Origin of the sequence: Paenibacillus glucanolyticus NBRC 15330 (assembly GCF_004000885.1) — a bacterium.
Taxonomy (GTDB): Bacteria; Bacillota; Bacilli; order Paenibacillales; family Paenibacillaceae; genus Paenibacillus_AQ; species Paenibacillus_AQ glucanolyticus.
In genome coordinates this window covers 18,822-31,110 of the sequence record NZ_BIMC01000035.1, presented here as the reverse complement: position 1 = coordinate 31,110, position 12,289 = coordinate 18,822, and the positions used below count along the sequence as shown (strand labels likewise).

Annotated in this window: 13 protein-coding genes; all 13 read right to left on the bottom strand. The window is 49.5% G+C overall.

Going from position 1 to position 12,289, the window contains the following annotated elements; translation table 11 throughout:
• Positions 1-245: 245 nt before the first annotated feature.
• A complete protein-coding gene (locus tag PGL02S_RS27460) occupies positions 246-785 on the bottom strand; it encodes a hypothetical protein (RefSeq protein WP_036640944.1) in 540 nt (179 codons plus the stop codon).
• Between the two features lie 152 nt (positions 786-937).
• On the bottom strand, positions 938-2,449 hold the full coding sequence (gene lysS, locus PGL02S_RS27455; protein WP_036640945.1) for a lysine--tRNA ligase: 1,512 nt from the start codon (positions 2,447-2,449) through the stop codon (positions 938-940).
• 228 nt (positions 2,450-2,677) lie between these two features.
• Positions 2,678-3,154 carry a transcription elongation factor GreA gene (greA, locus tag PGL02S_RS27450; RefSeq protein ID WP_006207458.1) on the bottom strand — a complete coding sequence of 159 codons (477 nt, stop codon included), beginning with the start codon at positions 3,152-3,154 and terminating at the stop codon, positions 2,678-2,680.
• Between the two features lie 208 nt (positions 3,155-3,362).
• The gene (dusB, locus tag PGL02S_RS27445; RefSeq protein WP_036640946.1) at positions 3,363-4,394 is read right to left on the bottom strand and encodes a tRNA dihydrouridine synthase DusB; all 1,032 of its coding nucleotides are present in this window, start codon (positions 4,392-4,394) and stop codon (positions 3,363-3,365) included.
• 230 nt (positions 4,395-4,624) lie between these two features.
• Positions 4,625-4,831: a helix-turn-helix domain-containing protein gene (locus PGL02S_RS27440; protein WP_040680117.1), complete on the bottom strand. Its 207-nt coding sequence runs from the start codon at positions 4,829-4,831 to the stop codon at positions 4,625-4,627.
• The gene (gene folK / locus PGL02S_RS27435; RefSeq protein ID WP_036640947.1) at positions 4,783-5,331 is read right to left on the bottom strand and encodes a 2-amino-4-hydroxy-6-hydroxymethyldihydropteridine diphosphokinase; all 549 of its coding nucleotides are present in this window, start codon (positions 5,329-5,331) and stop codon (positions 4,783-4,785) included. Before folK ends, PGL02S_RS27440 begins: the two co-directional genes overlap by 49 nt.
• 7 nt (positions 5,332-5,338) lie before the next feature.
• Positions 5,339-5,701 carry a dihydroneopterin aldolase gene (folB, locus tag PGL02S_RS27430; RefSeq protein ID WP_006207454.1) on the bottom strand — a complete coding sequence of 121 codons (363 nt, stop codon included), beginning with the start codon at positions 5,699-5,701 and terminating at the stop codon, positions 5,339-5,341.
• 31 nt (positions 5,702-5,732) lie between these two features.
• On the bottom strand, positions 5,733-6,593 hold the full coding sequence (folP, locus tag PGL02S_RS27425; protein WP_036640948.1) for a dihydropteroate synthase: 861 nt from the start codon (positions 6,591-6,593) through the stop codon (positions 5,733-5,735).
• Positions 6,590-7,477 carry an aminotransferase class IV gene (locus PGL02S_RS27420; RefSeq protein ID WP_036640951.1) on the bottom strand — a complete coding sequence of 296 codons (888 nt, stop codon included), beginning with the start codon at positions 7,475-7,477 and terminating at the stop codon, positions 6,590-6,592. The genes folP and PGL02S_RS27420 overlap by 4 nt, the downstream gene beginning before the upstream one ends.
• Positions 7,474-8,055 (bottom strand): aminodeoxychorismate/anthranilate synthase component II, encoded by a 582-nt coding sequence (gene pabA, locus PGL02S_RS27415; protein WP_006207451.1) that lies wholly within the window; start codon positions 8,053-8,055, stop codon positions 7,474-7,476. Before pabA ends, PGL02S_RS27420 begins: the two co-directional genes overlap by 4 nt.
• Position 8,056: 1 nt before the next feature.
• Positions 8,057-9,733 carry an anthranilate synthase component I family protein gene (locus PGL02S_RS27410; protein ID WP_036640952.1) on the bottom strand — a complete coding sequence of 559 codons (1,677 nt, stop codon included), beginning with the start codon at positions 9,731-9,733 and terminating at the stop codon, positions 8,057-8,059.
• A 263-nt stretch (positions 9,734-9,996) separates the two neighbouring features.
• A complete protein-coding gene (cysK, locus tag PGL02S_RS27405) occupies positions 9,997-10,932 on the bottom strand; it encodes a cysteine synthase A (RefSeq protein ID WP_036640953.1) in 936 nt (311 codons plus the stop codon).
• A gap of 420 nt (positions 10,933-11,352) precedes the next feature.
• On the bottom strand, positions 11,353-12,288 hold the full coding sequence (locus PGL02S_RS27400) for a peptidylprolyl isomerase (RefSeq protein WP_036640955.1): 936 nt from the start codon (positions 12,286-12,288) through the stop codon (positions 11,353-11,355).
• Between the last annotated feature and the right edge of the window lies 1 nt (position 12,289).

Here is a 12,289-nt window from a genome sequence, read left to right as displayed (position 1 = left end):
CTTTCTTGCTTGTCGCCAACAATTTATCTCTTTAGCAACTTTTATATCTTACCACATCCGCTCGATCGTTGCAAGCTTTTTTTGAATTTATTTTTCAAATTCATTTGGCTTGTTTCTCTCAAGCTTTTGTTTCGGCTGTATTTCTTGGCCGGAAATATAATATACCATGGGCGACAGCAATATGCAACCCTTTTATTCTAATTTTATTATAGGTAAAGTATTACATTATATACTTTCTATTTTAGCTAACTATCCGTCTGCTTCTTATGCCATAGGGTATAACTGAAACTATAGATAAAATCAATTCCGAGAATCAATCCCCAGCGCAGTGCCATTGCCATCAGTTGCTCCGTTCGGTCGGGTTCCCCCACGATCAGGATCATAGTTCCAAGCAACATCACTCCGATTACCCATGCCAAAGCATGACGATACCAACCCTGACGTTCGCGCTTCGCACGGGCCGCCCCATATTTCGGTGCTGGTACGGGCTTCTCACCCCCCGCGAATCTGTGCGCAAACCGCACGTCTGCCCATTGAATCATTCGATGGCCAAACGCAATCGTAACCCCGATATACACTGCCGCCAACCCATGCACAAATCCGGCCTCTGTTCCACCTCGCAGATCCATAATGGTAACAGTAATTAATAGTAGATCAATAATAGGTGTACACAACAGCAGGATTCCTCCCGTTCTTCTCCATCCCAACAGATATCGTGCACTCAACCCGGAAAGAACAAATATCCAGAACAAAACTTCACAGGCAACTATAAAAAAACCAATCATTTGGCCATCCCCTTATTTAATACAATCGTATTAAATAAATTTAACACAGCTTTGTTCCCTAAACAAGATACCCTCGTGAAATAAAAAAACAGCCCACTATAGATAACTATAGTCAGCTGCCTTTTGTACTACTTATGAAAACAAAGCCACTTCTATTCTTTATTGCGCATGTGTGGGAACAGCAAGACATCGCGAATGGATGGGGCATTGGTAAGCAGCATGATCAAGCGATCGATCCCGATACCAAGTCCGCCTGTTGGCGGCATACCATACTCCAGCGCACGCAAGAAATCTTCATCCATTTCATGTGCTTCATCGTTGCCTTGCTCTTTTTCCTTCATCTGTGCTTCAAAACGTTGACGCTGGTCAATCGGATCATTGAGCTCAGAGAATGCGTTCGCATGCTCACGCGCCACGATAAACAGCTCAAAACGATCCGTGAACCGTGGATCCACGTCATTCTTCTTCGCAAGCGGTGAAATCTCAACCGGATGGCCGGTCACGAAGGTCGGCTGAATCAGCGTTTCTTCAACGAACTGCTCAAAGAATGCGTTCAGGATATGCCCGAATGTCATATGTGGCTCAACCGGAACCTTATGTTCTTTTGCTAGACGATGAGCTTCCTCATTGGACATTTCAACACCAAAGTCTACGCCCACAATCTCTTTGACAGCGTCCACCATGGATACACGGCGCCACTGCGGAGTCAGGTCCACTTCATGGCCTTGGTAGGAAATCACTTGTGTACCGAGCACTTCTTGTGCAATATGGGCTATCAAGTTTTCGGTCAGTGCCATAATATCCTTATAGTCCGCATATGCTTCATAGAGCTCGATCATCGTGAACTCCGGATTGTGACGAGTAGAGATGCCTTCATTACGGTATACACGGCCAATCTCGTACACTTTCTCCAAGCCGCCCACGATCAGACGCTTCAGGTGAAGCTCAATCGCGATTCGCATATACAGCTCCATGTCCAATGCATTGTGATGCGTAATGAACGGGCGTGCCGCAGCCCCGCCAGCGATCGAATGCAAAGTTGGGGTTTCCACTTCAAGATAGCCCAGGGAATCCAGATAACGGCGCATCGACTGGATAATACGGGAACGTGTAATGAACGTCTTTTGAACATCCGGATTGATGATAAGATCGACATAACGCTGACGGTAACGAAGTTCCACGTCCTTCAGGCCATGGAATTTCTCAGGGAGCGGATACAGCGATTTCGAAAGAACCTCCAGCTCCTTCACTTTCACGGTTGTCTCACCGGTTTTGGTCTTGAACAAGACCCCCTTCACTCCGATGATGTCACCAAGATCAAGGATGCTGAATGCTTCATATTGTGCTTCTGCAACGGAATCCTGACGAACATAAATCTGAACGCGACCACTCAGGTCCTGAATATGAGCAAAAGAAGCCTTGCCCATGCCGCGTTTAGCCATAATCCGGCCAGCCAGGTTCACTTCCACCTGCTTCTGTTCCAGCTCTTCCTTGGAGAGTCCGTCATACTCTTTTAGAATATCACCTGCGTGATTTTCTCTTTCATACTTCCCACCAAACGGATCGATACCCAGCTTGCGAAGCTCGTCCAGTTTGTTGCGGCGGATTTGCAAAAGCTCACTTAACTCCTGCTCTTGTTCCTGATTGTTTATTTCTTCCGTCATCGTCATTCATCTCCTTCATTTCACTTCCATCGTGAATCCCCATAGAGCAGCACAAAAGCCGTCACCTACATACCATCCGGACAGCTCTCAAATTACTTGCATACATTCGCCAAGGACTTAAACGTATGGGCAGCCCAATCAGACTGCCAGCAACCATTTAAGCCCTTCACACGACCTTGCCTATTTAAAAAAGCCCCCCGAAGGAAGCTTTCTGCATCACATTCCGACTTACTTCTTAATGTCTACAATTTTATATTGAATAACGCCCGCAGGAACGTTAACATCCACTACCGATCCTTTTTGCTTGCCAATGATCGCTTTGCCGACAGGACTCTCGTTGGAGATCTTGTTATTCAGCGGATCCGATTCAGCCGAACCAACAATGGTATATTCCATCGTGTCGCCAAATTCCAAATCCTCAACAAGCACCGTGTTGCCCACACCGATTATATCGGTATTGATATCATCATTGTTGATGATACGCGCATTACGGAGCATCTTCTCCAGCGTAATAATCCGGCCTTCGATAAAGGCTTGCTCGTTCTTGGCGTCTTCATATTCGGAGTTTTCACTAATATCACCGTAACCGATGGCAACTTTAATCCGTTCCGCCACTTCGCGGCGTTTTACAGACTTCAGATTCTCAAGTTCGTCCTCCAGTTTCTTCAGACCGTCCTGTGTAAGAATGACCTCTTTATCGCTCATAAACCGATTCTCCTGTCATGTAAATAATTTAAACCACGATATCAACTTACTATATGCGAATTCTTGGGGATCAGAACTCCCTCTGATGCCTGCTCAATTTCTTGAATTTATACTGAAAGATTATATGGGAACCATTTCAAAAAGTCAATGCGCGCAAAGGCTGTTACGGATGTCGCATACACGCACCATTAACAGCCTGCAAGCAAGGTTACCCCATTGCCGCTGCGGCTTGAGGGTATACACTTTTCGTCGATTCTTCTTGGTGCTCCAAACTGTTCACAAAGTTGTCCAAGAGGCTCACCATTTCATCGCGCTTCGTTTCTTCCATAATGATATCTTTAATGCGGGCTGAACCCTTCAGCCCTTTCAGATACCAGGACAGATGCTTGCGCATTTCCCGTACCGCGACCTCTTCCCCACGCAGGGCAATCAAGCGGTCCATATGCAGGATAGCTATCCTGATTTTCTCCTGCGGAGCCGGATCCGGCAGCAGCTGGCCCGATTTCAGGTATTCTATGGTGCGATACAGCATCCAAGGATTCCCGAGCGCACCACGGCCGATCATGACTCCGTCGCAGCCCGTAATGTCCAGCATCCGGCGTGCATCCTCTGGCGTAACCACATCGCCGTTACCGATCACCGGAATAGAGACGGCTTCCTTCACTTGCCGGATGATATCCCAATCGGCATGCCCGGTGTACAGCTGCTCACGCGTACGTCCATGAACACTCACCGCCTGTCCCCCTGCACGTTCGACAGCTTGTGCATTTTCGACAGCATATATGTGATCGCTATCCCAACCCGTTCGCATCTTGACCGTTACCGGCTTGTTCACTGCATCAACGACTGCTGCAACCATCTCATAGATTTTGTTGGAATCCAGAAGCCAGCGTGCGCCAGCATCCATCTTCGTTACTTTCGGTGCAGGACAGCCCATGTTGATATCGATGATATCGGCGTTAGTCTGCTGATCCACGACTTTGGCCGCTTCCACCAGGGAATCACGGTCACCGCCAAAAATCTGAAGGCTCAGCGGCTTCTCCCGCTCGTCCACGAACAGCATCTCCTGGGTGCGCTTGTTCCCGTGAACGATCGCTTTACCGCTGACCATCTCAGCACAGACCAGCCCTGTGCCGAATTCCTTGGCAATCAATCGGAAGGCCGGGTTGCATACGCCTGCCATAGGAGCAAGAACAACCTGGTTCTTCATCTCGATGTTAGCGATTTTCAATTTATCCATTTCTTATATCACTCCTCTCCTATTCAAATATTTATAGTGGAAGGATCCTGTATACCCCGCCAGGCAGGATCCTTAGTCTCAAACCAAACCATCATACGCATTAATCGTCGGGCAGTCCAGTCGAAAAATTTGCATATTTTCAGGCAGATAGCTACCCAAAAAGATCTCTCCTATATTAATACCGGGGTTTCTGAAAAATAAACCTGCCCTCGCGTCGTTATGCAGTCTATCTAGCTGCGCTCCTTAAGTTCCTGCAGTGTAATCTCCAGCGCATCCGCAATCTGCACCAGCATCTGCTCCTCGGCACGGCGGTTCCCCCGCTCAATTGAACCCAATACAGCCAAAGAAATACCGGTTCGCTCTGCAAGCTCTTGCTGGGTCAAACCCTTCAATTTTCGGAAAGCGCGGATACGCTGCGCCAATTGCTTGTTTTCCAAAGCTGTATTCCTTCCTTTCCTTCCAGGTTCTCAAGCGCTGTCTTCACCACGGGGTACAGACCCGAAGGTTCATGCTCAAACACGATATCGGAAAGCGGTCTGAGAACAAAGGCCCGCTCCTGCATACGGGGATGGGGAAGAATAAGGTCCGGCGTATCCAAACGGCGTCCTTCCATCCATAGCAGGTCCAGGTCCACCGTCCGTGGTCCCCAGTGTATATGACGGACCCTGCCAAGCTCTTTCTCAATCCGCTGCATTTCGGCAAGAAGCTCATGAGGACTCCGCGAGGTTGACAGGGCTGCCGCCATATTGAGAAACATCGGTTGATCAACATACCCGACCGGATCGGTCTCATACATGTTGGAAATGCGCTCTACCGTAATACCGGGCACTTCATCCAACCGTTCCAGAGCCTCCATCAGGTTGCCCTCGCGGTCTCCCAGATTAGCCCCTAAAGCAATATAAGCCTCTGAGTTCTCAGAGGTAGCGTGTGAATTCATGATCGTCTCACTTTCTGGTCCGGTGCAGCTCAATGGTCACACCTTCAAAATGAATATCAAAAGGCGGGTGCGGCTTCGTCAATCGGACCGTTAAAGCATCGATAATAGTATAAGTGTCCAATACCTTAGATGCAATATGCTCCGCTAAAGCTTCGATCAGGCGGAATGATTCTGTCCGCATAATGTCCAGCAAGAGGTCATGAATCTCGGCATAATTTACCGTCAGCGTCAGATCATCCGTTTTCGCGGCTTTACTCAAATCCATCTCCAGCTCAAGATCCACATAGAAGCGCTGTCCCAGCTTGCGCTCTTCCTCAAACACTCCGTGATATCCGTAGTATTCCATGCGGCTCAGTATCATCTTATCCATCTCAGATTCCGTCCTTCCGTATCCCCAAAAATTAAATGCGTCGAAGCTCCGTCGAAGCGTAAGTCATAGCATCACACATCTTCGCTGTACGTTTCATATGTTTCACGTCATGCACCCGAACGATCTGGCAGCCCTGCGCAATACCATAGGCCACCGTTGCCGCTGTGCCTTCCAGTACATCCTGCGCAGGGGCACCAAGCGCAGTCTGGATAAACCTTTTGCGGGAGGTTGCCAGCAGCACCGGAAATCCGAGACTTACAAGCTCATCGAGGGATGCCATTACCTTCATGTTCTCGTCATAGTCCTTGGCAAAGCCGATACCCGGATCAAGCAGGATTTGACTTTCTTTAACGCCAGCAGATCGTGCAATCTCGACACTTTCCAGCAAATCCCGTTTTACGTCCTCTATAAGATTGACATAGTTCCGATCAAGACGATTATGCATCAGAATAACGGGACACCCCAGCTCCGCTGCAGTTCTCGACATATCGGGGTCATGTTTAAAACCCCAAATATCATTGATGATATGGGCTCCCGCTTCAATAGTCTGACGGGCAACCTCGGCTTTATAGGTGTCAATCGACAATGGGATATGCGGAGCATGCCGGTGAATAGCCTCTATAACTGGAATAACACGGGCGAGCTCTTCTTGAATCCCGACCGGCTCGTGTCCCGGACGTGTTGATTCCCCGCCGATATCGATGATGTCGGCTCCCTCTTCGACAAGCTGCAGCGCGTGCTCGACCGCTCGCTCCGTATCGTTATAACGGCCTCCGTCCGAGAACGAATCCGGCGTTACATTCAATATGCCCATAATGAGCGTGGACTGGCCCAGCTTAAGCGCAGCATCTTTGCTCAGACGATATTCACGTTCGTAAATGGTTGTTCTCATACATAATACCCTGCTTTCCTTCTATACGCACTCTGCAATGCCCGGGTTACTGGACCGGCCGCACCTTGTCCAATGACGATAGACTGATCTCCCGATCCAACCAGTGTCGTGACCGGTACGATTTCCTGAACAGAGCCTGTCGTAAATATTTCATCCGCTCCGCTGAATACTTCCCAGCTGTAGTGCCCTTCTTCGGCTTCGATTCCAAGCTCGGCAGCCAGTTCCAGGACAACGGCCCGGGTAATCCCCGGTAAAATGCCCGTACTGATATCTGGCGTATATAAATGCCCCTCTTTGACAAAAAAGACGTTGCTGACAATACCCTCAGCCACATCCCCTCCTGCGGTTAGCATCAAGCCTTCTGCCGGTCCGCCGGGATGGGCAGGATACCCCTCCAATTCCCGCTTTGCGAGTATATTGTTCATATAATGCAGGGATTTCATCCGGACAGGGGATTCCGGTGTATTCCTTGGAAGAGACAGCAGGCGCATCACTCTGCCTTTTTCGTATACATCTTCCTTCGTGACCGGCAGCTCTTTAGCAAACAGGATCTCGAAGGGCTTCACATAATCACCGAGAGGCAGACCCAGCAGACCCTCGCCCGCCGTAACCGTATACCGGATATAAGCATCCTGAAGGCCATTAGCCTCCATCAGCTCCGATATCCAGCGACTCATCCCGTCATGGTCTGTCATGTGGACTATCCCAAGCTGTCGGCAGCTATCCATAAGTCGGTCCAAGTGCCGCTCTAATTGAAATGGCTTCCCCTGATAGGTGCGAAACGTCTCGAATACGCCCATTCCGTACAGAAGACCGTGATCCATTACAGACACCACAGCCCCGGCAGCATCCACGATGCCGCCGTTCAAGCCAATGAATCTCATGCCTTGGCGCCAGCCGTGCGCTTCAAAAAGTTGCGCAGCATCTGATGACCGTGATCGGTAATAATCGATTCCGGATGGAATTGCACACCTTCAACCGGATATTGTTTATGGCGCAAGCCCATGATCTCGCCCTCTTCGGTCCAGGCGGTAACCTCAAGATCATCCGGCAGGCTCTCCTTCTCCACGATCAGCGAGTGATAACGCGTTGCAGTGAAAGGAACCGGCAGACCTTCAAAGACCGAATCGCCTGTATGGTGAATGGGCGAGGTTTTCCCGTGCATCAGCCGCTCCGCGCGAATCACTTTGCCACCAAAAGCTTGGCCTATCGCCTGATGACCGAGGCAAACACCGAAGATTGGAATGACACCCTTGAAGTGTTCAATAATCTCCAGGCTGATACCCGCCTCATTCGGTGTGGCCGGTCCAGGCGATATGAGAATATGATCCGGTGCCAATGCCTCGATCCCGGCAATATCAATCTCATCATTCCGGTATACCTTGACTTCCTCTCCGAGCTCTCCCAAGTATTGAACCAGGTTATACGTAAACGAATCATAGTTATCGATGACAAGTATCATGTTATTTCCCCCCTATATTCGCAGCCACCGCTGCAGCTTCTTCTTCACTGCACATCAGTGCCGCAATCAAAGCCTTTGCCTTGTTATGGCACTCCCTGTACTCTCGATAAGGATCGGAATCAATCACGATGCCCGCTCCCGTCTGAATGTAGCCAATCCCATCCTGTACCGCAAGGGTCCGGATAATAATGTTTAGCTCCATATCCCCATTATAATCGATCCAGCCCATAGAGCCGGTATAAGGCCCCCGGGTAACAGGCTCCAGTTCTTCAATGATTTCCATGGTCCTGATTTTGGGAGCGCCTGTTATAGTGCCGCCAGGGAATGTTGCCGCGATGACATCATATGCATTGTTTCCCTCTGCAATTTGACCCTCCACCTGTGACACCAAGTGCATCACGTGGGAGTATCTCTCCACCGTCATCAGCTCAGGAACATGAACCGATCCGTATGCCGCAATCCGTCCAATGTCATTCCGCTCCAGATCAACCAGCATGATATGCTCCGCCCGTTCCTTCTCACTGCCAAGAAGCTCAGCTTCCATAGCAGCGTCCTCATCCGGGTTGCTTCCGCGGCGGCGGGTTCCTGCGATCGGCCGCGCAGACACAACATCGCCATCAAGCTTCACCAGCAGCTCCGGTGAGCCGCTCGCCAGACTAAAGCCAGGTGAGGACAAATACCCCATGTAAGGCGACGGATTCAATATACGCAGCCATTCATAAATATCAGCAGGGTCCGCATGCAGTTGCAAATGCCGCCTTAAGGATAAATTCACCTGAAACACATCGCCTTGGCGGATGTATTCTTGAATGGATAACACCGCTTGCTGGAATGCTTCTTGTGAAAAATCAATCTGCAGCCGATCCCAGATCTCAACGTTGGGCCCGGACAGCTCCTGTGCTTTTGCCTGCCGTTCCTGCCGCACATGCTCATCTTCGGACATAACACCGATTCCTGAATTTGTTCCAAACATCTCGTTCCACTGGGACAGCATGGATTCAGCTCTAATAGCGGCAGTTTCATATAACTGGCCCAATAGTTTCTCTTGCTCGGGCGCAAGTACCGAGTCATCAGACGTGCCTGAAGGATCACCCGACACTGACACCGGCTCTTCTGACTGAATGTCCAGGGCTGCTGATTTGTTTGCCCATGGCAGCGGAACGTGAACCGAGCAGTACATGCTATCATCGGCGTGATCATATATCCAAATCTCTTCCATGCGCATCCACAGGTAATCCGGAAAGCCCGGCTCATCCTTGGCCATCGTGGGGAGCTGTTCAATCGAGCGGACCACATCATAGCTCAGGAAACCGGCGCAGCCTCCACGAAAATCGGGCCATCCCGGCACACGGGGGGCCTTCCAGGCTCCCATCCACTGCTCCAGGAGATGCAGCGGCTCTCCTGTTACGTTCGTTCTTTTACCGCTGGACAGCTCTATGACCTCGCCGCTGCTTCCTTTTCCCTGGAGAATGGAAACCGGCTGCAATCCAAGATACGTATAGCGTCCGCCCTTGCCGCTCTCCAGCACGAAGGCATACGGCGACGCCGCTTTCCATGCATGTCTCCAGGACAAGGGCAACCCTCTTGATGTTCCTTTATATTGAACCAGATAGGGAACTACGGACCAGCCCTCTTTAGCCCATTCTTGCCACTGGGCCAGCTTCACTCTTCTCTCCATGCCGATCCTCCCTTAGTCTTCAAAAGCCTTACTGTTGCCTGTCAGTATACTGTATCCCGCTTCTCTTGAAAACCCTAAATAGGGCATGTCCCACAATAATTTTTGTCCATGGATGAGCCTGGATTCCATTAAAGCGTTCTCTTTGAGAGTAGTATACACAAAAAGCCCCCAATGCTATAAAACACATTGAAGGCTTCCTTATAACTACGTATGTCCAGACCCTAACGGAACGGGAAAATTCGCAGTTCTATCTTAAAGTCGTCTTATTCGAAGTTATAGAGAGGCGTGCTCAGGTAACGTTCCCCGTTACTTGGAATCACAGCTACCACCCGTTTGCCTTTACCCAGCTCTTTAGCCACCTTCAATGCAGCATATACAGCAGCACCGGAAGAAATACCGCCAAGAACGCCTTCTTCCTTCGCCACACGACGGGATGTTTCAAAGGCATCATCATTCTCTACGTGCACGATCTCATCGTAGATTTCTTGATTCAGGATTTCAGGAATAAAGTTTGCTCCGATGCCTTGAATCTTGTGAGGACCTGGTTTGCCTCCGGCAAGGATCGGTGAAGCAGCGGGCTCTACCGCAATGATTTTGATGTCAGGGAACTGGCCTTTCAGCACTTCACCTGCTCCTGTGATCGTTCCGCCTGTTCCGATACCAGCGATGAACGCATCCAGGGAACCTCCGATGGACTCGATGGCTTCCACGATTTCAGGACCTGTCGTCTCACGGTGTATCTTCACATTGGCTTGGTTCTTGAATTGCTCAGCCATAAAAAATCCGGCATTTTCTTTCTGAATTTCTTCTGCCTTCTTAACCGCGCCGTTCATACCTTCCGATCCTGGCGTCAGGACCAATTCCGCTCCGTAGGCACGCAGCAGGTTGCGGCGCTCCAAGCTCATGGTTTCAGGCATAACGATAACTGCTTTGTAGCCTTTGGCAGCAGCCACCATCGCCAATCCGATACCCGTATTTCCACTTGTTGCTTCAATTATAGTATCACCTGGTTTCAAGCGGCCGTCTTTCTCTGCCTCTTCCACAATGCTGATTGCAATGCGGTCTTTAACGCTTGCTCCCGGGTTCTGGTATTCCAGCTTCAGATAAATCTCTGCGCTATCCTCGGGTACAATCCGGTTTAAACGGACAAGTGGAGTTCCACCGATTAATTCTGTCACATTATTGACGACTTTTGCCATGAATAAAGCCCTCCTCATAAATATAAAATGTACAAACATAGTCAATACATAATGATGTTATTCATTCTAATGTCGAATCATTGAATTTGTAGTGTCTGGGATGTGTTAAAAAGATAGTGGAACCAGCATAATCTGAAACTTTCGATTATTTCGGCTTTCCTAATATCCGAGTAAAAAGGTAGGTTTTCGTTCTTTCATCTTATCAACGTTATAAGCCATTGTCAATATCCCATTGCTCGAAATTCAACATTTCTAGGCGGATTTTCCTGCGTCTCTTGAACGAGAAGAGGGCGTGTCCCTTACCATTGCGGAATCTGAAATGCCGCTGTGTGCTTGCTTTGACGAATAAGGCTAACTTAAGTGAAAAAAAGCTCCTGCAGCAGATTTACTCCGCTACAGCGAGCTTTTCCTCATTTTGATCTACAGCGTGACTGTGCCCGCGCTGATTCGTGCCTCATACTTCTCCCGAAGCTGCCGCTCCAGTTCCGATAAGGATATCGACTGTTCCAGCGCTAGCTGCTTACGAACCGCTTCGCGAATCTTGTCCTCGCTGGGAGCCTTAGGCTCAATAATATCGTGCAGATAAACGATCGCATAGGTGTCTGTGAGTGAGATAGGTCCCGCAATATCCCCTGGTTCAAGCTCTAAAGCTGCATCAAGCAGTGCGGGCGGCAGAAAAGGATCATCCTCTTCGATCAGCCCTATCTGTCCGCCCTCCTCACGGGTGTATTCATCCAAGGATATCTCAGACGCGAGAGCAGCAAAATCTTCACCGTTCTCCAGCCGGTCCATGGCCTGGTTCGCCTCATCCTCCGAAGCCACTTCAATCATAGACAAATTCAGTTGTTTCTTGGGGCGAAATTGATCAGGGTACAAATCCAGATAAGCATCAATCTGCTGCGGTTCGATATGAACATCAGAGGTCGCGATTTTTTCAAGCAGCAGCCGATAGGTCGTTTCCGTCCTTAATTCTGCTTCGGTAATCCCTAACTGGTCTTCCATTTCCGATAAGAACCGTTCCTTTGAACCGTAGCTGCGGCTCATCACGTCGATCTCCGCATCTACTTCCGCCGTCGTAATATCAATGCCCTTCGCCTTGGCCTCCAGAGCTACCGCTTGCCGATTCAGCATGGTCATCAGCATGTCGCGGCCATAACGCTTTTTTAGCTCGTCAACCCATTCGTCTTCAGTGATCGCCCTGTCCTGTATGGATGCGACTGCCAGGGATCCATCTTTCAATGGTGGCGAAGCCTCCTTCGAAAAAATCCCCGAAAACAGCATCAAGCCGCCCATACCTATTACGCATGCTGTCAAGACAATGACGGTCGCCCACAATCCCTTCTCTTGTCTCGTCATC

Coding starts and splice junctions, on each gene's coding strand:
- PGL02S_RS27460 (WP_036640944.1), bottom strand. CDS start 785: ATGATTGGTTTTTTTATAGTTGCCTGTGAAGTTTTGTTCTGGATATTT.
- lysS (WP_036640945.1), bottom strand. CDS start 2,449: ATGACGGAAGAAATAAACAATCAGGAACAAGAGCAGGAGTTAAGTGAG.
- greA (WP_006207458.1), bottom strand. CDS start 3,154: ATGAGCGATAAAGAGGTCATTCTTACACAGGACGGTCTGAAGAAACTG.
- dusB (WP_036640946.1), bottom strand. CDS start 4,394: ATGGATAAATTGAAAATCGCTAACATCGAGATGAAGAACCAGGTTGTT.
- folK (WP_036640947.1), bottom strand. CDS start 5,331: ATGAATTCACACGCTACCTCTGAGAACTCAGAGGCTTATATTGCTTTA.
- folB (WP_006207454.1), bottom strand. CDS start 5,701: ATGGATAAGATGATACTGAGCCGCATGGAATACTACGGATATCACGGA.
- folP (WP_036640948.1), bottom strand. CDS start 6,593: ATGAGAACAACCATTTACGAACGTGAATATCGTCTGAGCAAAGATGCT.
- PGL02S_RS27420 (WP_036640951.1), bottom strand. CDS start 7,477: ATGAGATTCATTGGCTTGAACGGCGGCATCGTGGATGCTGCCGGGGCT.
- pabA (WP_006207451.1), bottom strand. CDS start 8,055: ATGATACTTGTCATCGATAACTATGATTCGTTTACGTATAACCTGGTT.
- PGL02S_RS27410 (WP_036640952.1), bottom strand. CDS start 9,733: ATGGAGAGAAGAGTGAAGCTGGCCCAGTGGCAAGAATGGGCTAAAGAG.
- cysK (WP_036640953.1), bottom strand. CDS start 10,932: ATGGCAAAAGTCGTCAATAATGTGACAGAATTAATCGGTGGAACTCCA.
- PGL02S_RS27400 (WP_036640955.1), bottom strand. CDS start 12,288: ATGACGAGACAAGAGAAGGGATTGTGGGCGACCGTCATTGTCTTGACA.